Annotated in this window: 16 protein-coding genes and 1 pseudogene; 11 read left to right on the top strand and 6 right to left on the bottom strand. The window is 47.3% G+C overall.

The window, feature by feature from the left end; all coding sequences use genetic code 11:
- Positions 1-380: 380 nt before the first annotated feature.
- From HRU42_RS11550 to HRU42_RS11535, 4 genes are all read right to left on the bottom strand, one after another.
- Entirely contained in the window at positions 381-3,437 is a 3,057-nt protein-coding gene (locus HRU42_RS11550; RefSeq protein WP_295031276.1) for an efflux RND transporter permease subunit, read from the bottom strand.
- On the bottom strand, positions 3,434-6,703 hold the full coding sequence (locus HRU42_RS11545) for an efflux RND transporter permease subunit (RefSeq protein ID WP_295031274.1): 3,270 nt from the start codon (positions 6,701-6,703) through the stop codon (positions 3,434-3,436). Before HRU42_RS11545 ends, HRU42_RS11550 begins: the two co-directional genes overlap by 4 nt.
- Before the next feature lie 13 nt (positions 6,704-6,716).
- Positions 6,717-7,844: an efflux RND transporter periplasmic adaptor subunit gene (locus HRU42_RS11540; protein ID WP_295031272.1), complete on the bottom strand. Its 1,128-nt coding sequence runs from the start codon at positions 7,842-7,844 to the stop codon at positions 6,717-6,719.
- A 371-nt stretch (positions 7,845-8,215) separates the two neighbouring features.
- Positions 8,216-9,799, bottom strand: coding sequence for an alkaline phosphatase (locus HRU42_RS11535; protein WP_295031270.1), 1,584 nt, complete (start codon positions 9,797-9,799; stop codon positions 8,216-8,218).
- 826 nt (positions 9,800-10,625) lie between these two features.
- Between HRU42_RS11535 and HRU42_RS11530 the strand changes: the two genes are divergently transcribed.
- Together HRU42_RS11530 and HRU42_RS11525 are read left to right on the top strand one after the other, a co-directional pair.
- Positions 10,626-11,708 carry a porin gene (locus tag HRU42_RS11530; RefSeq protein ID WP_295031268.1) on the top strand — a complete coding sequence of 361 codons (1,083 nt, stop codon included), beginning with the start codon at positions 10,626-10,628 and terminating at the stop codon, positions 11,706-11,708.
- Positions 11,709-12,023: 315 nt separating this feature from the next.
- Complete coding sequence (locus tag HRU42_RS11525) at positions 12,024-12,896, top strand: DUF3859 domain-containing protein (protein ID WP_295031266.1); 873 nt, start codon at positions 12,024-12,026, stop codon at positions 12,894-12,896.
- A 78-nt stretch (positions 12,897-12,974) separates the two neighbouring features.
- On the opposite strand, the gene HRU42_RS11520 is transcribed toward HRU42_RS11525, so the two are convergent.
- A complete protein-coding gene (locus HRU42_RS11520) occupies positions 12,975-14,267 on the bottom strand; it encodes a citrate synthase (RefSeq protein WP_295031264.1) in 1,293 nt (430 codons plus the stop codon).
- Between the two features lie 411 nt (positions 14,268-14,678).
- On the opposite strand from HRU42_RS11520, the gene sdhC reads away from it, so the two are divergent.
- The 8 genes from sdhC (at position 14,679) to sucD (ending at position 24,333) form a co-directional block, all read left to right on the top strand.
- Positions 14,679-15,074, top strand: coding sequence for a succinate dehydrogenase cytochrome b556 subunit (gene sdhC / locus HRU42_RS11515; protein WP_193632458.1), 396 nt, complete (start codon positions 14,679-14,681; stop codon positions 15,072-15,074).
- Positions 15,068-15,415: a succinate dehydrogenase, hydrophobic membrane anchor protein gene (gene sdhD / locus HRU42_RS11510; RefSeq protein WP_295031262.1), complete on the top strand. Its 348-nt coding sequence runs from the start codon at positions 15,068-15,070 to the stop codon at positions 15,413-15,415. Before sdhC ends, sdhD begins: the two co-directional genes overlap by 7 nt.
- Positions 15,416-17,182 carry a succinate dehydrogenase flavoprotein subunit gene (sdhA, locus tag HRU42_RS11505; RefSeq protein WP_295031260.1) on the top strand — a complete coding sequence of 589 codons (1,767 nt, stop codon included), beginning with the start codon at positions 15,416-15,418 and terminating at the stop codon, positions 17,180-17,182. It abuts the gene before it with no gap.
- Positions 17,183-17,194: 12 nt separating this feature from the next.
- Positions 17,195-17,902, top strand: coding sequence for a succinate dehydrogenase iron-sulfur subunit (locus tag HRU42_RS11500; protein WP_295031258.1), 708 nt, complete (start codon positions 17,195-17,197; stop codon positions 17,900-17,902).
- Between the two features lie 232 nt (positions 17,903-18,134).
- Positions 18,135-20,957, top strand: coding sequence for a 2-oxoglutarate dehydrogenase E1 component (gene sucA, locus HRU42_RS11495; protein WP_295031256.1), 2,823 nt, complete (start codon positions 18,135-18,137; stop codon positions 20,955-20,957).
- A gap of 32 nt (positions 20,958-20,989) precedes the next feature.
- Complete coding sequence (gene odhB, locus HRU42_RS11490; protein ID WP_295031255.1) at positions 20,990-22,180, top strand: 2-oxoglutarate dehydrogenase complex dihydrolipoyllysine-residue succinyltransferase; 1,191 nt, start codon at positions 20,990-20,992, stop codon at positions 22,178-22,180.
- Between the two features lie 114 nt (positions 22,181-22,294).
- Complete coding sequence (gene sucC, locus HRU42_RS11485; RefSeq protein ID WP_295031253.1) at positions 22,295-23,461, top strand: ADP-forming succinate--CoA ligase subunit beta; 1,167 nt, start codon at positions 22,295-22,297, stop codon at positions 23,459-23,461.
- A complete protein-coding gene (sucD, locus tag HRU42_RS11480) occupies positions 23,461-24,333 on the top strand; it encodes a succinate--CoA ligase subunit alpha (protein ID WP_295031251.1) in 873 nt (290 codons plus the stop codon). Before sucC ends, sucD begins: the two co-directional genes overlap by 1 nt.
- A 352-nt stretch (positions 24,334-24,685) precedes the next feature.
- On the opposite strand, the pseudogene HRU42_RS11475 reads toward sucD, so the two are convergent.
- A pseudogene (locus tag HRU42_RS11475) lies at positions 24,686-24,838 on the bottom strand (glutamate synthase-related protein); the annotation flags it as partial.
- A 200-nt stretch (positions 24,839-25,038) separates the two neighbouring features.
- Between HRU42_RS11475 and HRU42_RS11470 the strand changes: the two are divergent.
- On the top strand, positions 25,039-25,539 hold the full coding sequence (locus tag HRU42_RS11470; RefSeq protein WP_295031249.1) for a GNAT family N-acetyltransferase: 501 nt from the start codon (positions 25,039-25,041) through the stop codon (positions 25,537-25,539).
- The last annotated feature ends 6 nt before the right edge of the window (positions 25,540-25,545 follow it).

Genomic DNA, 25,545 nt, shown 5'->3' with positions numbered 1-25,545 from the left:
CTAGCTCTAGTTTATATTCCATGAAGAAACACTGAAGCTTGTGTTTCTTCATGGAGCTAAGGTAATGTTCAATTACAGTTTCAGCCCTTCGTATAGCGTGTTAATCCATTTATCTGCGGTGCTGAAAAAACCTGCTCCAATCAATGTTATATTTTTGCATGCCTTCAAACGTTATCAGCTCCAGACTCATTCTCGATGAGAGCTTGCTCTACATCTGATTAATTGATTGATCTAGCATTATGCTTGAAGCGAACGAGAGAGCATCTTGTGGCCAGTTCGCCGTGAACTGGGATGACCTTAGTGTCCTTTAAAAATGAGGGGCTGCAATTGCAGCCCCTCATTAACGTTACTCCGCAAACCTTATTGTCTCAATGGCTTGCTCAATATGCCCAAGGCATAAGCCTTCTCGACAGGCTATTTGCACGACCTAGACGTACGGCGGCGTTATAGCGCATTCTATACAGGGCTTGATAACACAGGGGCACCAGATAAAGACTGGTCACGGTAGAGAATGTTAAGCCGCTTATGATGGCAATGGCCATGGGTGAATATGATGGGCCGCCTCCACCGAGCTGAGTGTCACCCAGTGCCAGCGGCAGTAGACCCAGTACGGTAGTGGCGACAGTCATCAGCACGGGGCGAAGACGCGAAATACACACCTGACTGATGGCTGTCGATAGCTTGTCGAGTGCCGGCTCTTGCTGGTTTATCTGATCCACCAGCACTATGCCGTTGTTGACCACTATGCCCATCAAGATCAATATGCCTATCATGACCATGACGCCCATGGGCGTGCCGGTAAATAGTAAGCCCCAAAATACGCCTGTGATGGAAAACAGGATCGAGGTGATGATGGCTGTCGGTAACAGTAAAGATTCGAACAGAGCCGCCATCACTATGTAGATCATGGCTAAGGCCAGCAACATGTTGGTCGCCATCACCGCCTGATCTTCATCTTGCTTCTCGAAGCCTCCTCTGAGTGAGTAGCCATATCCCGCAGGGAAATTCACCGTATCCATCACTCGAGTTATCTTCTCCTGTGCCTCTTCTGTGGTGAGATCATCTAGGTTTGCGCCGATAGACAAGGCCGTCTGTCTGTCATAGTGACGAATGGTATCGAACCTTGGCGAGATGGTGATACTCGCTAAGCTGTCTAAGGTATAGACGCGGTTATCGATTCTGATCACAGGTAGCTGTTTTAATCGCTCTAGCGACAGGCGCCACTCTTGCTCGAAGGACATCTCGATGCGTAACTCGCCATTGGGATCATGACGAAAAGATCTAAGTTGGCTGCCTCTTAAGGCCATAGAGATACTCGAAGCGATTTCATTGAGCTTAAGATCCAGTCTGGCGGCCATCTGCCTGTCAATCTGGATCACCACCTCCTGCTGAGCACCGCTGAGTTCAGACCTCACATCCGTTAAGCCTTCAATCTCAGACAGGAGCGGGATCACTCTTTGACTTATCTCGATAAGCTCGCCGGTGGAGCGTCCGGTCAGGGTCACTCTTAAGCCGTTGTTACCACCGCCCCAACCAAATTGAGGCTTGGCGATAGAGAACTTAGGGAAGCCTTCACGTATGACCTTCTTTAGCGCCTTCATGTCGACTTCAGTATCTTGTTTCAGGATCAGGGTCGATTGGCCGCGGTCGGGAGCATAGTAGCTATAGACGGAGTCGATATGAAATTTATCTTTATTGGCATAGAGATAGGTCTCCATCCTAGTGATCATCGCCTCGGTGACGTCGAGATTGTGTCGTCCTTCAACCTGGTAGTTGATGTAGAGTTTATTGTTGCCCTCACCATCGGATTGATCTTGATTGACCATACTTAAGGGCAGGGCGGTTGATGCCAAGATAATGAGAGATATCACACCTGAGGTACGTGGCCTGGTTAAGATCCAATCCAGGCTCTTGTGATAGTAGGTTTGCAGCTTGCTCTCTTTGTCCTTAGTTTCGACCTCTATGTTCATCTTACTGAGCATCAGTGGCAGTAAGGTTTTCGCCACCAGCAGTGATGCGGCCAGCGAGATGCAGATAGCGATGGCCACATGCTCGAGGAAGATGGTCAATTCGACTTTGACACCGAAGATGTTGGGTAGAAATACGATGCCAGTGGTGAGTGTACCGGCGAGAACCGCCAGTGACACCTTGTTTACCCCGGTGAGTACCGCAGAATCAGACGCTTTGCTGGAGCTTGAGCCCTTGGCTTGTTTCTCCTGCAGCACGCTCTCGGTGACGACCACGGCATTATCAATCAGCATGCCGACGGCGAGTAACAAGCCCATCATGGAGAGAATGTTGAGGCTATAACCTAGCAGATACATGGCGGCCAATGTCATACAGATAGAGATGGGGACCGAGGTTACCACCACTAAAGTCATCTTCAGGTTTCTGAGAAACAGATACAGGATGGCAAAAGAGAGCAGGCCGCCTATTAGGCCGGCGGTCAAGAGATCGTTCAGTGACGATGTGACCCCATAGGCCTGATCTTCCATGACAAATAACTTGATGCCGTCAAACTGCTCATCTTGCTTAGCAGCCTCGATGACCTGCATCACTCTTGCCGACACATCGACTAGGTTAGCGCCCGATTCCTTGAAAACGTCCAAGCCTACGGCGTAGTTCTTGTCTAAGTGACGGCCATCTAAACGCTCGGGAAGCGAGAAGCCGATAGTGGCAATATCGCCAAGGGTGATACCAGGTTTGAGCACCACGGCGTTAATATCATCTAGGTGTCTAAATTCTCCCTTGGGAGAGACCTGATAGACTCGCGAGTTAGCCCTCAAGATCCCCGCGCTGACGATAAAGTTTTCTTGTTGCAGGCGCTGCTGCAGATGGGGAATAGAGATCCCACTGGCCGACAACTTATCGGCATTTATCCTGATCTCAATCTGTTTCTGTTCGACGCCGTATAGCGTCACCTGAGACACACCTTCGACTCGCTCCAGCGGACGTTTTAGCTGCTTATCTAGCAGGTCGAATGCGCCGGATAGCTCACGGTCGCTGGATATTCTTAAATTAAGCACCGGCATATCTGCGGTCGAGAACTGCCTGATAAAGACACGCTCTACATCTTTTGGCAGCAGGTGTCTCACGGCATCGATTTTTTCTCTGGCCTCTAAGCTTTTAGTGGCAACGTTCTCGCCCCACTTCATCCTGAGCTCAATCTCGGCGCCATTTTGTGAAGAGCTGGATCTGAGCTCTTCTATGCCGCCCATGGTGGCTAAGGATTCCTCCAATATACGGGTGATATCACGCTCGACCTCGGCCGGAGTGGAGCCTTTATAAGGCACACTTATGTTCACCTGAGGCATATCTATGCCAGGAAACATCTCCAGAGGCAGCAAGCGGCTCGATGCCAAACCAAACAAGAGAATGGCGACGAAAAACATGCTGGTGGTTACCGGCCTTGAAATGGCTAATCGGGTGAGATTCATGCCTGACCTCCTTCACTCACGAGCCGTGCGTCTTGAGTCTCTTTGGCCACAGCTGAGGCGTATTGCTTACGATCGAACAAGGCGTACAGCACAGGTATCACCACTAAGGTGAGTAGGGTCGATAAGATCAGCCCGAATATGACCGTGATTGCCATAGGTGCGCGGACCTCAGAACCGTCCCCCAGACCGAAGGCCATGGGGGACAGGCCTAAGGCTGTCGTCATGGTGGTCATGATAATGGGGCGTAAACGAGACTTGGCCGCTTCGGATATGGCCGCCATCTTCTCTTTGCCTTCTTGGCGTAGCTGGTTAATGCGATCCACCAGTACGATGGCATTGTTGACCACTATGCCGGCCAGCATGATGAGTCCGATGAACACCACCACACTCAAGTGGGTGCCAGTTACATAGAGGCCCAATATACTGCCACCGACCGCCATAGGCACGGCAATCAGAATAAGCAGGGGGTGCAGCAGAGATTCAAACTGGCTGGCCATGACCAGATAGACTAAGAATATGGCTAACACTAAGGCTATCTGCAGCGACTGGAATGAGTGTTCCATCTCCTCATTTTGACCACCAAATCTGGCTTGGATTGAGGTCGGTAACGTCTGCTTGGCTAAGATATTTCTGGCTTCCAATACGGCTTCGTTGAGATCCCCATAGGCTAAGTTCGCCGAGACGATGGCGACTCTTTGTTGACTGATTCGATTGATGGCCGAGGGACCTAGCTTGAGTGTCACATCGGCAACCGCACTGAGGGCAATGGGATGACTGCTCTCTGGGTTGATGATCATGGCGCCAATATCGCTTATCTGATCGCGCTCATCTAGCTGACTCCTGACCAGGATATCGATTTTACGATCTCTGACCGTGTATTGGCTGGCAAGGGTACCACCAATTCTTTGAGCGATACGATTTGCCACGGTCGGCGCGTCCATGCCCAGTGCAGCCAAACGCTGATGATCGAAGCGAATACTGATCTCTGGTTGGCCATCTCTTAAGCTGGACTTAAGGTCTGCAAAACGGTCTGAGTCTGACAAGGCGTCGACTAGGTCATTGGCAGTTTGCTTCAATTGAGTCAGATCATAACCAATGAGCTCAATTTCTAGTGGTGTCTTGAAACTAAATAGCTCTGGGTGTTGTATTTGAGCTTCCAGCTCAGGAATACGCATAGCTGTGGTACGCAGCACAGATGCGACGGCATCGAAGGCATCGGGATCGGCTAGCACGACCTGCAAGCGCCCCCAGTTTTCACCGCCACGAGAGGTATCCGATGTCATCAAACCACCACTTCCCGCCTGGCTATAGGCATGCTTAACATCTGCTCTGCCTTTTATCGACAGGGCGAGTCGACGCAGTATCTTGTCAGTCTCTGATACTTCGGTTCCTGGGGGCAGGAGGATCTCGACATAGAATTCACCTTGGTTCATGGGAGGAATAAGCTCCATTCCCAATTTAGGCACCAAGGAGGCCGCGCCTAAGGTGATTAGGATGGCGATAGACAGAGTCATGACCCTGAATCTAAGCGCCAATGCGAGCAGTTGATGGTAGATACCTTCAAGTTTATGGTAACACCCGTTGAATCCTTGGCTCAGGGGGCGCATAAACAGTCCGGTGAACCAAGACAGCAGGCGGCCGAGCATAAGCACTAAGGTCAACATGGCACTGGGTAAGTAACTGAATAAGATGATAAACGGGAAAGAGAAAACCGTGGCACTGTAGTGTGTTAACTTGCCCATTTTAGTATCTGGTGTTGGCTTCTTCTCTTTAGCGAGTAGGGGAGGCAGAGACTTTATACCTTCACGAGACGCCAACATGGGAATGGTGGTGAGCGCGACCAAAAGCGAGGCAAGCAGGGCGAAGGTGACGGTTAATGCTTGATCCGAGAACAGGGCACCAGCGACACCATCGACGAAGACCAGAGGGATAAATACGGCGAGTGTAGTCAGAGTCGAGGCAAATATCGCCCCGGAGACTTCTTTAGTCCCGGTCACAGCGGCTTCGAGCTTACTCATGCCCAGGGAGCGACAGCGATCTATGTTTTCGAGAACCACGATAGCATTGTCGACCAGCAATCCCACAGCCAGAGCAATTCCCCCCAGTGACATGATGTTTAAACTAATATCGGCAAAATACATCATATTAAACGTGGCGATGACCGAGAACGGGATCGAGATAGAGATGATCAAGGTGGGAATAATATCTTTCAGAAATAGGTAGATGATCAGCATGGAAAGCAAGCTGCCTATCAGGGCTGACGATGTGACCTCACTGACGGCACTCTCAATAAACTCCGATTGGTCGTAGATAACGGTTAATTCTGATTTGAGCTGATTATCATTTAGCTGCTTAATCGCCGCGTTGACTTTTCTGGCCACGGCTACGGTATTGGCGTCTCCTTCCTTGTAAATTGCCAGCTCGATAGATTCTTGGTCGCCGATGCGGGTGATATCGTTACGCTCCTTATGAGCATCGACAATGTCGGCCACCTCAAATAGCCTGACTAACGTCTGAGCGTCGCGATAGACGATGATCTCGCCCAGCTCTTCCAGAGAGCTGAACTGGTTCAGGGTGCGCACCAAATACTCTTTATCTCCCTGGACCACTTTACCCGCAGACAGGTTAATATTTTCTTCGGCGATACGCTGACGTATTTTTTCGGCGTTGAGATTGAGCTGAGTCAGTCTCTCTTGATTGAGCAAGATGTGCACTTCTTGCTGCAGTCCGCCCGAGAGTCTGACAGCGGCGACACCGGTCAAGGATTCGAGTTGACGTTTTAATTCCTCTTCGGCGTAGGTACGCATCTGCTTGAGCTCGTTATCGCTGGCATCGGGAACCGATAAGGCGAGGCGAACGATAGGATCCAGGTTTGGATTGAATCTAAGCAGCAGCGGTTTCTTAACATCGAGAGGCAAGATAATCGTGTCCAGTTTTTCCCGAACATCTAGGCTGGCCATGTCCATGTCAGTGCCCCATTCGAACTCAAGTACCACATCAGACATACCAGAGCGTGATATTGAACTGATTTTTCTTAAGCCCTTGACGATACCCGCGGCTTCTTCGATGGGTTTTGAGACGAGTTGCTCGATTTCGACAGGGGCAGCGCCCACATACAGAGTGCGTATGGTGATCGTGGGGTAACTCAAGTCAGGCAGGAGCTTGACTGCCAAGCGTGAGAAACCCACCATGCCGAACAGGATCACAGCCAACATGAACATCCATACTGTGACCGGACGTCGTACCGATGTTGTTATTATAGACATAGTTCGGCTTCCTTTACTGCTCGATTGAGGCGAGGTCTAATGACGTGATCACTTCTACAAGCGACTGATCTTTTAGATTCTGTTGACCGCGGATCACGATTTGCTCACCGGGTTCGATACCTTGGGTGATCTCCACGGTATCGGCTTCGCGATACCCCAGAGAGACTTCACGGCGATTGACATTAGTCCCGTCGATGACATAGAGGGCAAACTGATTATCTTGGTTGACCACAGCGTTATAAGGCACAGTGATCACATTCTTGTGGGTGTCATACCTGAGCTCGACTCGGGTAAACATGCCGGCTTTTAGCTTGGCATCGTCATTGGGTACAGATAGGGTGACCTTGAAAGTACCACTCTGGGCATCGACGATGGGACTGATGCGCAATACTTTGGCATGAACCGTATCTTGTGAATGCTTGTTGGCGAACACTTGTGCGTCCTGACCCAGACGTAAGCTTTGGAGTTGCTGCTCCGGCAGATGGACGATACCGTGTAGTTCGTCTTGATTAACGATATAAAACAGCTCGTCGAACTCTTTTGCCATATTGCCTTTTTTAACGAATCGAATGGCGACAACGCCCTCGATGGGGGAGCGAACCATGCTCTCTTCGACATGTAGGCTTGCCAGATCACGCTTAGCGATAGCAGCCTGCATCTTGTATTCGAGTTTGGCCATGGAGTCTGCGCTGATAAATTCTCTATTGCCCATCTTCTTTAGGCGGTTGAGTTCCTGTTCGATTATTTCTACTTCGGCCTGTGAGCGGGCGAGATCGTATCTCTGTCTCTTAGCATCGATAACCGCCAGTAATTGACCCCGAGTGACCCTGTCACCCTCTTCAACCTCGATGGCTTCAATCAAGCCCGCGATGCGAGTGACCACCTTAGCTTCTTCTGGGGCTTCCAGTGTGGCTGTGGTGCTGTAGAAAGAAGAGACATCCCCCTGAATGACTGTGGTCGTTTCGACTGGAACGGCATACTTGTCCTCTTCTTTCGTAGGCTCTTCACCGCTACACGCTGAGAGTACCGATACCAGAAGCAAGGGAAGTGCAAACTTGAAACCATTGAGTGACCGAGTCTGAATACCTGATTTTTTAAAGTGAATGATTTGACTATTAGCGAGTGTATTTAAAGAGTCCATGTAAAAACACCTAAGTTATTTGTTGCAATTACCACTAACTAAGCACAAGTCATGCCAATATATAAAGTTGGGTAAATACAAATGGTTATAGTTTTAATTGTCGATTTGGTTACACTTGTTAAGCATTATGTAGCGAAAAGGTTTAAAAATTGATGCTTTTGACTATAGGGAGTTCTACGCGTAAATGGATGACTAAAATAATTCTAATTGCAACAAAATGTAGCTGTGTATGATGGTTGGAGATAAAAGCTGGGGCTTATTCTGGAGGATAAGTGCTGAGTAATGTCAAACGTGGAGGCAATACAGTCGTTTAAATGTCAGGCTGTGATCTAGGATTAGAAAATGGCACTGACGCTCAGTGCCATTGATTATTACTTGATGCTATCCATCATGAACTGGCCAACTTGAGAGTGATGAGTCACTTGAGAGAAAGGTTTGATATCTTCAAGGGGACCCCAAGCAAAGACTCCTACCGGAGTGGTTGTGTGAGTACCTGTCCCCCAGACAATATTTTGTTGCTCAGAAAGTGCACGTCCCATGAGATCCCAACGTATCTCTTCACCGTATACATAAAATGACTGGAAGTCATGAACGGCTGGAAGTGTGTCTGCGCTTAAGCTTGAATGCCCTAGAGTCTGATACGGATTAGGTGTATCAGTTAAAATAACTTTAGCCTGCTCAAGAGTAATAGGGAAATCAGTATGAGCATTCATGATCCTACGGAATGCTTCCGGTGTTTGCTGAGACTTATCGAGGTCGTAGAACTTGCCTGTCATATCTTCAAAACTCATAGATTGAGCATAAAGTCTATCTAGCAGTTTCTTGTCACCAAAGTTGTAGTTTGGTTTGTAATCTTGCTTAGAAAATCCAGAGCCAGGCAGTTTTTTAGCTTGAGGTATGTTTTTTGCTGAGTAACTGAAACCAAATGATCCTGTCTCATGATCGGCGGTGATAATCACCATGGTATCTTTGCGATTTTTAACCCACTCGTAGACATATTCGATGGCTTCATCAAATTTCAACAGATCATGCAACATAGTGCCCGCATCATTGTTATGACCCGCCCAGTCAATCTGACCGCCTTCAATCATTAAGAAGAAGCCATCTTCATCTTGACTAAGAACGTCTAGCGCTTTCATCGTCATTTCTTTCAACGATGGTTGTGTGCGTTTGGGATCATTCTTCTTGGCTGTATAACGGATACCGTTATCCATACCAGAATGAGAGAATAGTCCAAGCAACTTTCCATCATTATCGGCAGAGGCTAATTGTTCTCTGTTAAAGGCCACTTGATAGCCATCTTTTTGTGCTTTGGTAATTAAGTTCTTACTGTCTTTACGCTTAGATTTTATTTTGACGGCGCCGTCAGTCATCTTAAGCAGTTTTTGATAGACAGGGCCTTTATCATTGACTTCTTTAGGGATCCAATGACGTAGACCACCGGAAAGCATGACGTCTGCGCCAGTTTCTAACATTTCTACTGCAATTTCGTTTTCCAGTGAGCGATGTGGCTGATGGGCAGCAAAAGACGCTGGAGTTGCATGAGTCAAACGAGTATCTGAGACTAGACCTGTCGCCTTACCTAGACGCTTAGCTTTTTCAAGTAAAGTTTCAGCTGGGTTGCCCTTCGCATCAAGGCCAATCACTTCAGAAGGTGCAAACTGGCCGATTGCCAACTGAGTAGCCGAACAAGCTGAATCTACAACAATAGAATCATGAGGGTTAGTCAGAGACATGCCAACTAGACCTTCCTTGGCGAACTTTCTTATGGCTGTTGACTTGCCTATATATATAGAATTTGGTGCTTCTCGTGCGTACAATTCAAGTAGGCCTACTTGTTGTGGCCCCATGCCATCGCCGATCATTAAAATGAGGTTTTTAACCTCTGCTTGGCAAACTGGGGCCGCTAAGACGGCACTCATAGATATGGCCAGTAGCGTTTTTCCAAATTTCATATTTTTCCCTTGATATTATCGAGTAACGATTATTCATATATTCGTAAATGGTCGAATAATACAAAATATCTTTAATAGCGTTAGAGTTTAATTAATAATGTTTGAATGAAATAGATGCTAATGTTTTTTAGCAATCTAATCCTGTTATAAATTAAAAACAACCTATTAAGTTATATTTGTGATGTTCATCAGATTGTTTAAGCGTTATCAATTGACTCAATGCTTGAACACTTTTTTGAGTGAATAATGAACGGAACCAGTCCGAGTTTTCATTTTAATCTCCCATAAATCTATTTGTCACATATTTTAACCTGTGATCCATTTCGACATTATGACTTAAAGTGTGAGGTGTTAATGTAAATGTGAACGCTAATTGTAACTGATATTCAATAAATGTGACTAATAGCACAGAATAATATTAATGTTTTGTAGATCATGTTTGACCAGTTAAGAGCGTAATAAAGTGCATTGTAAACCTTGTTCATCAAAATACTGTTTTATAAGTCACGCTTAATTAATTAGCTTGTTGATTAGGTGTGTTTAAAGAAGTGATTTATTATTTAATATGGTAATGGTTATACATTAACGGTTCTAAATTAATGGTTATAAATATATTGATATGGTCTATGTGCAATTAATCCGTAAACTCAAATAATCTTGGTCAAAAATAATGTTCAGTGTCGATTTGCATTGGTGGTGAATAGTTTATCTGAGTTCATACGCTTAAATAGCCGGGTCATATTTATGCTGTTAGATACTCGCTAAGTTAAGAGCCGTTGAGCTGTCGAGATTTAGATTTATAAATTTAATAGAAGATGAGATAAAGATGAAAACAACTAAAACGTTAATTGCGCTAGCAGTTGGTCTTTGCAGTTTAAATGCTTATGCAGCCGATAGCGAATCACTCACGCAACAAATTGAGACTCTCACTCAACGCATTCAACAACTGGAAGAGAGTGACAGTAGCGCAACCGCCGCTTTTCCAAACGGCTCAATGAAAATATATGGCACGTTTAGAACTAAATTCGCGATGAATGAGAAAGGCCATGGCGACGCGGATGACAGTTGGGATGTATCAGATAACTCATCGCGTATGGGACTGATAGCCAAGACAGACTTTGGTCATGGTTGGGGAGCTATTGCTCAAGGTGAATGGCATGTCAAGCTAGGCGGTGATGGTAGTTTTGGTACTAAGGCTCGTAAAGCATATGCTGGTATTACCTCACCTTACGGGCAAGTTGCCATAGGTAAGCAGCGCTCTGCGCAGTACCTGATCGTTGCCGAATATACCAATATCTTCAACCATAATGGCGCACCATTTGCTTATGATGAGGAAGGCCTTTTCCACACTGGTAATCTTCTGACTTGGCGCGGAAAAACAGGTGACTTCGAGTGGATGCTTGATACTCAGTTTGACGAGACGGACGATGGCGCTAACATAATAAACGCCGCGGTAGGTTATGATTTTGGCAAGATGCATCTTGGTATTGGTTACATCAAACAAGACTTGTTAGAAGGTGGTGATAACCTAGGTAAGCAAGATACTCTGGGTGGTGTTATCTCATACACGTTCAGTAATGATATTTACCTCGCAGCCGCATATCATGCTAAAGAATATAACTATGATTTAGGTGGAAAAGGTCGTAGTGGCGGTGCATTAGACACAGGCTTGGTTGTCCCATTCGGTGATGGCTTCAATTTCTTGACTGGTTACTTCCAGTTCAAAGATGGTATTGATACTGTAGAATCAAAAAATTACACGGGTTACAACGTTTCACTCGAGTATTTCATTGCCAAAAATGGTAAAGTTTTTGTTGAATACTTAACTTATGACCATGAAAATATGGCTGAGGATCAGATATTTAGTGTTGGTTTTAGATATGACTTTAAATATTTCTGGGACAAATAATCTAGTTTTAAAGAGCTGAACTGTCGTTAAAACCCCGATAATTTAAGCAACACGTCACTCACCTTTTGTTCGAGGATGTAAAAATCCAGAAATGGACTGAAATTTCTGGATTTTACACGCTTTTGTTTCTGCCGTGTCGCTCCTATACACACGCTAGTGAAAGACGCAGTGCGCATGAATCTGTGTACATAAATAGTTACATGCTTGATGTGATCTGCGTCTACTTGTTGTGATGTGTAATGTTGAAGTATCTTGTTTGCGTGGGTTTGGTTCGGTATTATGCTTAGCTTTTAAATAGCTAAAATAATGAATAGTATGAAGTTTACACGATCACTTTCAATCATCTGTCTGTTAAGTTTATCCGCGTGCAGTAATATTCCCGATGACCCAGTGTCTACAGTGGATATAGCTGAATCGTCCATTGAGCATAGCGTTGGGATCAATGCCAGCATCGATGCTAAAGGCCTAGCTACGCCAAGAACAATGAATGGCATGATCCTTGGGTACGATATCACTCCAAGCTTCCCTATTGCCCCTAAATTGGGTAGCGGATTTGGTTTCACTTATACCGCTTCCGTTGCGGTCAATATGATCAAGAATGATAACGCATCAGCAAAGATACTGGTTGATGTGCCTAGAAAAGTGCCGGTAACCATTATCGTCAAACACCCTGAAATTACATCAACAGATGGGACTGTGACGACAGAATCGAGCTGGAATGACACACTCTACTTTGGCAGGCCTAACTATGTGATTTGGAATTTTGAAACAGAATCAGAGTTGGTTTCAGGTAAGTGGACCGTATCTGTAGTCGAAAAGGGCACTGAGCTAGTCAGTCAAAGCTTTTTGGTGATGAATGCCCCCACAAAACCTGCCAAGATCACCCAGGTATGTACGCTCGATGAATCGAAATATCCCCCACACTTGATTAGCGAGTATCAGCAATGTTGCATGAATGATAATGCTTCTGCTTGTTATCAATTCGCCTGGAAAGGGGTGGAGCGTTTCAAGGATACCGTTGGCGCGATACTCTATTATGGACGTGCCTGTGAACTCGGTGATATCTCAGGATGCCGTAGGGCAGGCCAGATGTCTGAAGGTGATAGTGAAGCTAAATGGTTCAACAAGGGTTGTGATTTGAGAGACTTCGACTCTTGTTTCGAAATCGGTAGAAGCCTACCGAATTAACACAATAAAAAAGGCACTCGATGAGTGCCTTTTTATGGTTTCTGCTTCCTAGGTGTTAAGTTCTAGGTGCTTGTATCTTTAAGATTTTCGTTCGTCTTGTGGGACAAAAGAACGCTCAGGTGCGCCGGTATACAGTTGACGAGGACGACTGATCTTATGACCAGGTTGATCCAACATCTCTTTCCAATGAGCAATCCAACCCACTGTGCGCGCTAAGGCGAACAGTACGGTGAACATGCTAGTCGGAATACCGATAGCCTTCATGATGATACCTGAGTAGAAATCGACGTTTGGATATAGCTTCTTAGAGACGAAATAATCATCTTCAAGGGCGATACGTTCGAGTTCCATGGCAACATCTAGCAGTGGGTCATTAACGTTAAGCTCTTTAAGAACTTCATGACAGGTTTCACGCATGACTTTAGCGCGAGGGTCGAAGTTCTTATAGACGCGATGTCCGAAGCCCATCAGACGGAAAGGATCTTCCTTGTCTTTAGCGCGAGCGATGAACTCAGGGATACGATCCACAGTGCCAATCTCTTCGAGCATATTCAGACACGCTTCGTTAGCGCCGCCGTGAGCGGGTCCCCAAAGTGATGCAATACCCGCTGCAATACATGCAAATGGGTTAGCACCTGAAGAACCGGCCAGACGGACTGTCGATGTGGACGCGTTTTGCTCATGATCCGCATGCAGAATAAAGATGCGATCCATGGCACGTTCAACAATCGGGTTAACTTCGTATTCTTCACATGGCACAGCAAACATCATGCTGAGGAAGTTACCCGCGTAGCTCAAGTCATTACGTGGATACACGAATGGCTGACCGATCGAGTACTTGTAACACATGGCGGCAATGGTCGGCATCTTAGAGACTAGACGGAACGCGGCGATTTCGCGGTGACGCTCATCGTTAACATCCAGTGAATCTTGGTAAAATGCAGAAAGTGCACCCGTAACACCACATAGCATTGCCATGGGGTGAGCATCACGTCTGAAACCTTTAAAGAAGGCGACGAGTTGCTCGTTAACCATGGTGTGGTTTTTAACTGTATGAACAAATTGTTCGTACTGAGTCTTGGTTGGAAGCTCTCCGTACAGGAGCAAATAACACAGATCTAAATAATCTGAATTTACGGCTAATTCACCAATAGGGTATCCGCGGTGAAGCAGTATCCCTTGTGCGCCGTCGATATAGGTAATCGCAGATTCGCAGGAGGCTGTCGCGAGAAATCCTGGATCGAAGGTAAAGTGACCTTTACTACCTAATTTGCTGATGTCAATGACATCGAAGCCTGCCGTGCCTTTCTTAATGGGCAAATCAATTGACTCATTACCTGGCAGTTCCAACTTGGCTATATTTTCAGCCATACCCGTTCTCCTTACTTCATTCTTATGTGAGTGCGGCTTATCAAACGCCAACACTCTACAGTGAATCTAGATCACATTTCAATTTAAATAAGCGTTTAAATTTCTTAGACCATGGTCTTATTTTGCCCAAACCCCATAATAGAACAGGAACTTGGCAGATTTTTTTACCAAAAAAACAAAATTTGCATAATGTGATGTTTGTATTTGACATTTGCCGCGCGTATACTTGCTTCGGCTCAGAAGAGCCACAGACATTACCGTTTAGAGAGCGCTTAATTAGTCACCTGATAAGTTGTTTCTAAAGCGTTAAAGGTCTGTTTAAACTTTTCTTTTGTAACAGCATCGAAGTGTGAACGCATTCTCGGTTCGATGTTTGCACAAAAGCGGTTCGTATAACAAAAATATAGCTCAATTGAGCAGAGTGAGCAGAACGTGAAAAAGCAAAGACCTGTCCATTTAGATCTGCAGACCATACGCTTTCCTGCAACAGCGATCGCGTCTATTCTCCATCGAGTTTCCGGTGTCATCATGCTATTTGCAGTTGGCATTCTTATCTGGTTGCTGAATGCATCTTTAGCATCCCCAGAGAGTTTTGCCGGCGTACAATCTCTTTTTGATAACTTGCTCGTTAAGTTTGTCATCTGGGGAATTCTTACCGCACTGGGTTATCACCTTATCGTTGGCATACGTCACCTGATAATGGATGCCGGTTGCTGGGAAGAGTTGCCAGCTGGTATTGCTTCGGCAAAAGCCGCATTTGCCTTGTCAATTGCGTTTTCTATCATAGTAGGGGTTTGGGTATGGTAACTAATGCAGCGAGTCTTGGACGCAGTGGTGTTCATGACTTTATTCTAATACGCGCTAGCGCAATTATCTTAGCCCTATACACTATTTTTGTGGTTGGATTTATTGCCCTTAGCTCTCCACTAACCTACGACGCATGGCATGGCTTGTTCAGCGCTCTGCCGATGAAAGTGTTCACCTTACTCGCCCTGGTCGCGATTCTGGTTCACGCTTGGATCGGTATCTGGCAGGTGCTAACAGATTACGTTAAGCCATTAATGCTTCGTGGTTTACTTCAGTTCGTTGTTGTCGTAGCAGCCTTGTCTTATATGGCAGCTGGCATTTTGATTGTGTGGGGTGTTTAAGTGAGTATTCCAGTACGCGAATTTGATGTGGTCGTGATCGGTGCCGGTGGCGCAGGTATGCGAGCAGCATTACAGATTTCAAAAGAAGGTAAGAGCTGTGCGCTTTTATCTAAAGTGTTCCCGACGCGTTCTCATACGGTTTCGGCTCAAGGCGGCATCACAGTCGCCTTAGGCAATGCCCATGAAGATCATTGGGAACAGCACATGTACGATACGGTGAAAGGTTCCGATTTTATCGGTGATCAAGAAGCGATCGAATTTATGTGCGAGAAAGGTCCTGAGGCGGTTATCGAGCTGGAGCAAATGGGTCTGCCGTTTTCTCGTTTCGAGAACGGCAAGATATACCAGCGTCCGTTCGGTGGTCAGTCGAGAAACTTCGGTGGCGAGCAAGCCGCTCGTACCGCAGCAGCAGCCGACCGTACCGGTCATGCACTGCTTCATTGTCTATATCAGCAAAATGTTAAGCATAAGACACAAGTCTTCTCCGAGTGGTATGCACTGGATTTAGTCAAGAACGAAGACGGCGTGATCGTCGGTTGTACCGCTATCGATATCGAGAGCGGTGAAATCGTCTATTTCAAGGCCAAGGCTACCGTGCTCGCTACCGGTGGTGCGGGTCGCATCTATGCATCTACTACTAACGCACATATCAATACCGGCGACGGTGTCGGCATGGCAATGCGCGCCGGTATACAAATGCAAGATATGGAGATGTGGCAGTTCCATCCTACGGGAATCGCGGGAGCCGGTGTGCTGGTGACCGAAGGTTGTCGTGGCGAAGGTGGATATCTGCTTAACAAAGACGGTGAACGTTTCATGGAACGTTATGCGCCTAACGCGAAAGACTTAGCATCACGTGACGTGGTCGCACGTTCTATGATGACCGAGATTCGTGAAGGTCGTGGTCTAGACGGTCCTTTAGGTCCGCACTTATTACTCAAGCTGGATCACTTAGGCAAGGAAACACTGGAAGCGCGTCTTCCTGGCGTGTGTGAACTGTCACGCACCTTCGCCCATATCGATCCGGCCGATGCACCAATCCCTGTACTACCAACCTGTCATTACATGATGGGTGGTCTGCCTGCTAAAGTGAGCGGTCAGGTCATTCGTAAGACGGAAGATGGCACCGAGACTGACGTAATAGGTCTATTTGCCGTCGGTGAGATTGCCTGTGTATCGGTACACGGCGCTAACCGCTTAGGCGGTAACTCGCTACTTGATCTGGTGGTCTTTGGTCGTGCTGCGGGTCAGCATCTGGGTAAAGCCCTGGATGAGACTCCAAGCCCTAAAAATGCCACTGACGCCGATATCGATGCATCTCTAGCACGCCTTAACCGTTGGGAAAGTAACCAAGACGGTGAAGATCCGGTGCAGATCCGTAAAGACTTACAGCTGTGTATGCAGCTGAACTTCTCCGTATTTCGCCGTGGCGACTCTATGGCCGAAGGCCTGGAAGAGCTAAAGCAAATTCGTGAACGCCTGGCCAATGCTAAGCTTTCGGATAACTCGAGAGAGTTTAATACCCAGCGTATCGAATGTTTAGAGCTGGATAACTTGATGGCTACTGCGATTGCGACGGCTTATGCCGCCAATTACCGAACCGAGAGCCGTGGTGCTCATTCACGTGAAGATTTCCTCGAGCGTGATGATGAGAACTGGTTGTGTCACAGCCTGTTCGACCCCGTGACTGAAACAATGGATCGCCGTCCGGTTAACATGGAGCCTAAGCTTCGTGCAGCCTTCCCCCCGATCAAGCGTACTTACTAAGGAGATACAGAGATGAATTTGAATATCGCAGTTTATCGCTATAATCCCGATGTAGACGCTAAGCCGTATATGAAGGATTACACATTAGAAGTTGCAGAAGGTACCGATATGATGGTTCTGGATGCGCTGATACTGCTGAAAGAGCAAGATCCTACGTTGGCGTTTCGTCGTTCATGTCGTGAAGGTGTTTGTGGCTCTGATGGCCTGAACATGAACGGCAAGAACGGTCTGGCTTGTATCACGCCAGTGTCTAGCTTCAAGGGTAAGAAGATTGAGTTAAGACCTCTGCCAGGAATGCCAGTGGTGCGTGACATCATTGTCGACTTATCTCAGTTTTACACTCAGTACGAGAAGATAAAGCCTTATCTGATTAACGATGAGAAAACGCCTGCGCGTGAACATCTGCAATCACCCGAGGAACGTGCACAATTAGATGGTTTATATGAGTGCATCATGTGTGCTTGTTGTTCTACCTCTTGTCCATCTTTCTGGTGGAACCCTGATAAGTTCATCGGTCCAGCTGGCTTGTTACATGCCTATCGCTTCCTAATCGATAGCCGTGACACAGCAACCGAAGAGCGTTTATCGGAACTTGATGATGCATACAGCGTATTCCGTTGCCATGGCATCATGAACTGTGTCGATGTGTGTCCTAAGGGACTCAATCCGACTAAGGCAATTGGACATATTAAGTCCATGTTGTTGAAAAGAGCGGTGTAAATGCAAAACAAAGAGCTGATAGTAATAATTAGATAGCTCGAATCGAGTCACTTCTCCGTGGAGAAGTGACTCTTTTATGTAATGGAACTACAATATGCCGTTAATCTTGGAACATCATAAATCCAGGGCGGCAAAAACTGTGTACCTCTCGTCAGTCTTTTTGTCTCTACGACGAAAGGTGCATTCACAAAACTTCGGCTAAACACGTGTATAAAGTTTGAAAGGAATAGAAATGCACCAAGGCATCATGAAAGCCTGGCTCGAATCATCACACCTAAACGGTGCTAATTCGACCTACGTAGAAGAGATGTATGAAGCCTATCAAGAAGACCCTCAGTCTGTTTCCCAAGACTGGCAAGTGGTGTTTGATAACCTCCCTCATGCCAACGGCGCATCGGCTGATGTACCCGAAGCCGCCCACTCTAAAGTACGTGATTATTTTCGTAGTCTAGCGCTCGAAGGACGTCATATGGGCTCTGTCCGTGTGACAGACCCTGAAGTCGACGCTAAGCAAGTTAAAGTCCTGCAGATGATCAACGCTCATCGATTCCGTGGCCACCAGAATGCAAATCTCGACCCTCTGGGACTGTGGAAACGTGACAAGGTTTCTGAACTGGACCCGGCCTACCATGGCTTAACAAGCGAAGATATGCAGCGTGAATTCAATACAGGCTCATTTGCTCATGGTGGCGAAACCATGAAGCTTGTGGATCTTGTAAACGCATTGAAGGCCACATATTGTGGCTCTATCGGTGCCGAATACATGCACATGATAGATACTGACGAGAAGCGCTGGATCCAGCAAAGGTTAGAACCTTCTTTAGGTAGAGCTAATTACGATAAAACTGCTAAGACCCGTATCCTTCAAGGCCTGAACGCCGCCGAAGGTATCGAGAAGTACTTAGGGGCCAAATTCCCAGGGGCGAAACGTTTCTCCCTCGAAGGTGGCGACGCGCTTGTTCCTATGATGCGCGAGATCATCTATCGCGCGGGCGAAGCTGGCACCAAAGAGGTCGTTGTGGGCATGGCTCACCGTGGTCGTCTAAACTTACTGGTTAATATTTTAGGTAAGAAACCTGCTGAGCTGTTTGACGAATTCGCCGGTAAACATAGCGACGAACTCAACGGTTCGGGTGATGTTAAGTATCACCAAGGTTTCTCCTCCGACTTTAAGACGCCCGGTGGCAACGTTCACCTGGCCCTCGCGTTTAACCCATCGCACCTGGAGATCGTTAATCCGGTCGTCATGGGGTCGGTGCGTGCACGTCTGGATCGTCGCGGTTGCGATGATGGCCTCGACGTATTGCCTATCACCATTCATGGTGACTCGGCTATCACGGGTCAGGGCATTGTCCAAGAGACATTCAACATGTCTCAGACACGTGGCTTCAAGGTGGGTGGCAGCATACGTATCGTGATTAACAATCAGGTAGGTTTCACCACGTCGAATCAGGATGATATACGCTCAACTGAGTATTGTACCGATATCGCTAAGATGGTGCAGGCGCCGATTTTCCACGTCAATGCCGACGACCCGGAGGCTGTTGCCTTCATCTCTCAGCTGGCCGTCGACTATCGTAACGAATTTAAGCGTGATGTGGTTATCGATCTGGTGTGTTATCGCCGCCATGGCCATAACGAAGCCGATGAGCCGAGTGCGACTCAACCCTTGATGTATGCCAAGATCAAGAAGCATCCTACGCCGCGTAAGATCTATGCCGATAAGTTGATTGCCGAGAATACCTTGGCCGCCGATGAAGTCACCGCGATGATCAATGCCTATCGCGATGCCTTAGATCACGGTGATTGTGTGGTCGATGAATGGCGTCCTATGACGCTGCATTCGGTCGACTGGTCACCTTACATCAACAGAGAGTGGGATGAAGACTATCCGGCTCAGATGTCGATGGAGCGTATTCGCAATCTTGCGGATAAGATCAGTTACGTGCCTGAATCTCACAAGTTGCAGTCTCGCGTGGCTAAGATCTACAAGGATCGCGCCCTGATGGCAAAAGGCGAGAAGCTGCTCGATTGGGGCTTCGCCGAGACACTAGCCTATGCGTCGATCCTCGAAGACAAGAAACGTATCCGCATCACGGGACAGGACTCGGGTCGTGGCACCTTCTTCCATCGCCATGCGGTATTGCATAATCAACATGATGCATCGGCTTATATGCCGCTACGCAACATTGCCGAAGACCAAGGCCCGATCGACCTGACCGATTCAGTATTATCTGAAGCCTCGGTGCTGGCGTTCGAATACGGTTACGCTACGGCTGAACCGGGTGGATTGACCCTATGGGAAGCTCAGTTTGGTGATTTCGCCAACTGTGCCCAAGTCGTCATCGATCAGTTCCTCTCCTCTGGTGAGCAGAAGTGGGGCCGCTTGTGTGGTCTGACTATGTTGCTACCCCATGGCTATGAAGGTCAGGGTCCTGAGCATTCGAGTGCTCGTCTGGAGCGTTTCCTGCAATTATGTGCCAACCACAATATGCAGGTCTGTGTGCCATCGACACCGGCTCAGGTCTACCACATGCTTAGGCGTCAGGTTGTACGTCCTATGCGTCGGCCTCTGATCGTGATGTCTCCTAAATCTTTGCTGCGTCATCCATTAGCTGTTTCTAGCATGGAAGAGCTGGCACAGGGCTCGTTCCAGAACGTTATCCCTGAGATGGACACCCAAGATAGCAGCAAGGTGGATCGCGTGGTTTTCTGTAGCGGTAAGGTCTATTTCGAACTGCTAGAGAGACGTCGTAAAGAGAACATCACCAATGTCGCCCTTATTCGTGTGGAGCAACTTTATCCGTTCCCTCACGCCGATATGGAAGAGACATTAGCCCAATACCAGCATGTCAAAGATTTTGTCTGGTGTCAGGAAGAGCCACAAAACCAGGGCGCCTGGTATTGCAGCCAGCATCATTTCTGGGGTTCAATCCCAGCCGGTGCCCAGTTAACCTATGCCGGTCGTGAAGCATCCGCTGCACCCGCATGTGGTTATCCGGCACTGCATGCTCAGCAGCAAGACTCTTTGATCAAGACAGCATTAAAACTGTAGTAACAGACAATTTATAAAAAGGATAGCTCATAATGAGTATCGAAATTAAGGTACCCGTACTGCCAGAATCTGTTGCCGATGCGACCATTGCCACTTGGCATGTGAAAGCTGGCGAACAAGTCACTCGTGATCAGAACCTCGTCGATATCGAGACTGATAAAGTTATACTCGAAGTGGTTGCACCTGAAGATGGTTCAATCTCCGAGTTCTTGGCCGAAGAGGGTGACACCGTTCTTGGCGAAGTCGTCATCGCCAAGTTTATCGCTGGGATGGTAGCCGGTCAGGAAGTGACTAAGGCCGAAGCCGAAGCCGCGACTCCTGAAGCGACTGATGAGTCAAATGACGCCCTTAGCCCATCGGTTCGCCGTTTGATTGGCGAGCATAATATCGATGCTAGCAAGCTTAAAGGCACAGGTGTTGGCGGACGTATCACTAAGGAAGATGTCGAAGCCTTCGTTAAGAATGCCAAGGCTGCACCGGCCCCAGTTGTAAGTGCACCTGTTGCTGTCGCGCCTCTGGGCGAGCGTAGCGAGAAGCGTGTGCCTATGTCACGCCTGCGTAAGACGATTGCTAGGCGTCTGCTGGAAGCTAAAAACTCTACCGCCATGCTGACCACGTTCAACGAAGTCAACATGCAACCTATCAAGGATATTCGTAAGCAGTATCAGGAAGTCTTCGAGAAGCGTCATGGTGTGCGTCTGGGCTTTATGTCTTTCTACATCAAGGCCGTGACCGAAGCACTGAAGCGCTTCCCTGAAGTTAACGCCTCTATCGATGGCGATGACATTGTTTATCACAACTATTTCGATATTAGCATCGCGGTGTCTACACCACGTGGTCTGGTTACGCCTATACTGCGTGATACCGATACCATGAGCCTTGCCGATATCGAGCGCAATGTGCGTGAATTGGCGCTTAAAGGCCGTGACGGTAAGTTAACCGTTGCAGATATGACTGGCGGTAACTTCACCATCACTAACGGTGGTGTGTTCGGTTCATTGATGTCGACACCTATTTTGAACCTGCCACAGAGCGCGATCTTAGGCATGCATGCCATCAAGGATCGTCCTATGGCAGTCAATGGTCAGGTTGAAATCCTGCCCATGATGTACCTTGCACTCTCTTACGATCACCGTATTGTCGATGGTCGTGAGTCGGTTGGCTTCCTGGTTGCCATTAAGGACTTCCTCGAAGACCCAACTCGTCTACTGTTAGATTTATAAAAAAATTGCAGTGACACCATACTCGTCACGTCTGAGGATGTGACGAGTATGCCCCTCGTTACTGGCCCCGAAAGAGCCAGTTAAATTTGATTAGAAGTATACGGATAGATCATCATGAATTTGCATGAGTATCAGGCAAAAGCCCTTTTTGCCGAATATGGTTTACCAGTGTCAGAAGGTTATGCGTGTGATACAGCTCAAGAAGCTGTAGAAGCTGCTGGCCATATTGGCGGTGATATGTGGGTTGTTAAGTGTCAAGTACACGCAGGCGGCCGTGGTAAAGCAGGTGGCGTTAAAGTGACTGGCTCTAAAGACGAGATCAGAGCGTTTGCCGAACATTGGTTAGGTAAAAACCTGGTGACTTACCAGACAGATGAGAAGGGTCAGCCGGTTGCTAAGATTTTAGTAGAAACCTGCACTGACATCGCCAACGAATTGTACCTAGGTGCCGTTATCGATCGCGCTTCACGTCGTGTGGTATTCATGGCGTCTACCGAAGGCGGTGTTGATATTGAGACTGTGGCTGAAAATACGCCAGAGTTGATCCACAAGGCCATCATAGATCCATTGACAGGTCCTCAGCCATTCCAGGCTCGTGATCTTGGCTTCAAGTTGGGCTTAAACCCGACTCAGATGAAGCAGTTTACTAAAGTCTTCATGGGCTTAGCTAAGATGTTTGAAGACCATGATTTCGCATTGCTAGAGATCAACCCGCTAGTGATCACCACCGAAGGCAACATTCACTGTCTCGACGGTAAAATTAGCATCGATGGTAATGCCTTGTACCGTCAGCCTAAAATCCGTGACATGCACGATCCGTCACAAGATGATGCTCGTGAAGCACATGCGGCTAAGTTCGAGCTTAACTATGTGGCACTAGACGGCAACGTCGGCTGTATGGTTAACGGCGCGGGCCTTGCTATGGGTACCATGGACATAGTTAACCTACACGGCGGCAGACCAGCTAACTTCCTAGATGTTGGCGGCGGAGCGACTAAAGAGCGCGTTGCAGAAGCGTTCAAGATCATCTTGTCTGACGATAACGTTAAAGCAGTATTGGTTAACATCTTCGGTGGTATCGTGCGTTGTGACATGATCGCCGAAGGTATTATCGGTGCGGTTAAAGAGGTCGGTGTAACCGTACCTGTTATTGTCCGTCTTGAAGGTACTAACGCAGAACTTGGCCGTGAAGTATTGGCTGGTTCAGATCTCGATATCATCGCTGCCACGAGTCTTACTGACGCGGCTGAGCAAGTTGTTAAAGCTGCGGAGGGCAAATAATGTCTATCTTAATCAATAAAGATACTAAAGTTATCTGTCAGGGATTTACCGGCGGTCAAGGTACATTCCATTCTGAGCAAGCTATCGATTACGGTACTCAGATGGTCGGTGGTGTTTCTCCTGGAAAAGGCGGCAAAGTTCATCTTGGTCTGCCAGTATTTAACACAGTGAAAGAAGCCGTCGCTCAAACAGGTGCTACAGCATCGGTTATCTATGTACCTGCTCCTTTCTGTAAAGATGCCATTCTTGAAGCTATCGACGGTGGCATCGAGCTTATCGTTTGTATCACTGAAGGCATCCCGACTCTGGATATGCTGCAGGTTAAAGTTAAGCTTGAAGAGACTGGCGTGCGTATGATCGGTCCTAACTGTCCAGGTGTTATCACGCCTGGTGAGTGTAAGATTGGTATCATGCCTGGTCACATCCACAAGCCGGGTAAAGTCGGTATCGTTTCTCGTTCAGGCACCCTGACCTATGAAGCGGTTAAGCAGACTACCGATGAAGGTTTCGGTCAGTCTACTTGTGTTGGTATCGGTGGCGATCCAATTCCTGGTACTAACTTCATCGACGTTCTCGAGTTATTCCAGAACGATCCACAGACCGAAGCGATCGTCATGATCGGTGAGATCGGTGGTACTGCCGAAGAAGAAGCGGCCGAGTACATCAAGGCTCACGTGACTAAACCTGTTGTTTCATACATTGCCGGTGTAACTGCACCTGAAGGCAAGCGTATGGGTCACGCTGGTGCAATCATCGCCGGTGGTAAGGGTACAGCAGAAGATAAGTTTATCGCTCTTGAAGCTGCAGGCGTAACGACAGTGCGTTCACTTGCCGATATCGGCAAGGCACTACGTACAAGAACGGGTTGGTAATTTCTCTTCCTGTTTAAAAAAGGCGCCTCTGGCGCCTTTTTTGTTATTTGTAATTCAACAAACAACTTTTATTTTTCCTCAGCCTTTTGAGCTACGTTGAGCTAACCATGTTTATCGTATCCGTTATTTTTCCGCTGATTTTCATGCTGGGTCTGGGTTATCTATCGACTCTGCTGTCTGTGTTTAGTTTTGGTTTCTGGTTATGGATCTTGTTATAGGCCTAAGTGGTGAGATATTAATTTTTGCTTCTTGATGCTTAGGCCCGTTGTGTCAACTCGGGGGGCTTAAGGAAGAACACATCTTCGGCATAGAATTGCTCGGCACGGCTGCTATCCCACCCGTTCTGCCAGGCATCATCACGACAACCGAATAGTCCTGAGCCTATCTGCCACACAATGTCGCCGCTGTGTTTAAGGTGGTAGGGGCTGGCGCCTTCTCCCGTGTTATGAAAGCAACCGGCTTGTTTGACGCCAAGGTTCAGGGCTTGGATTGCGTTTGCGCTTAATCAGCCAGTATATCAATTGCATTATGGTCATATTACTTGCTTGTTAATCGTGCCGCACCAAGAAAATACACGCTTTATTGCGGGATTATATTGATTAAAAACCAACAGGTATATAAATTGGCGACTCATTTAGATTGACTGCATTAAATTGTGGTTCGCTATACTGGGTTCAACCATTAGCCTCAAGTTTAAGGGATTATATGATCATTGCTGAAACGGATAGATTGATTTTACGACAACTTGAAGCTAAGGATGTCCAGGCGCTATTCTTGCTTAACAGCATACCGGAGATCTTGACCTACATTCCTGGTGAGCCCATGACCTCGGTGGATCAAGCCGAGCAGATTTTCTCCGATGTCATTGTCGCTAACTATCAAGAGTTCGGCTATGGCCGCTGGGCGGTAGAGCATAAAGCCGATAAAAAAGTGATTGGATATTGCGGGCCTAAGTATATTAACCAATTTAAGCAAGTTGAACTGGGTTACCGTTATCTGCCTCAATATTGGGGCCAAGGCTACGGCTCTGAAGCGGGAAAAGCGGCACTGGAGTCGTTTCCAGACTTTGGCGTCCATGAGGCGATTGCACTCATTTTATTGGGTAATAAAGGCTCAGAAAATCTGGTTAAAAAACTCGGAATGGAACAACAAAATAGAGACAGCTTCATGGGACACAAGGTGAATGTGTTTCACAAGCACCTTTAATATCTA

The sequence above is a fragment of the Shewanella sp. genome, assembly GCF_013214165.1.
GTDB lineage: Bacteria > Pseudomonadota > Gammaproteobacteria > Enterobacterales > Shewanellaceae > Shewanella.
Note: the sequence above shows the minus strand (reverse complement) of the source record. Positions and strands in the feature narration are given on the sequence as shown.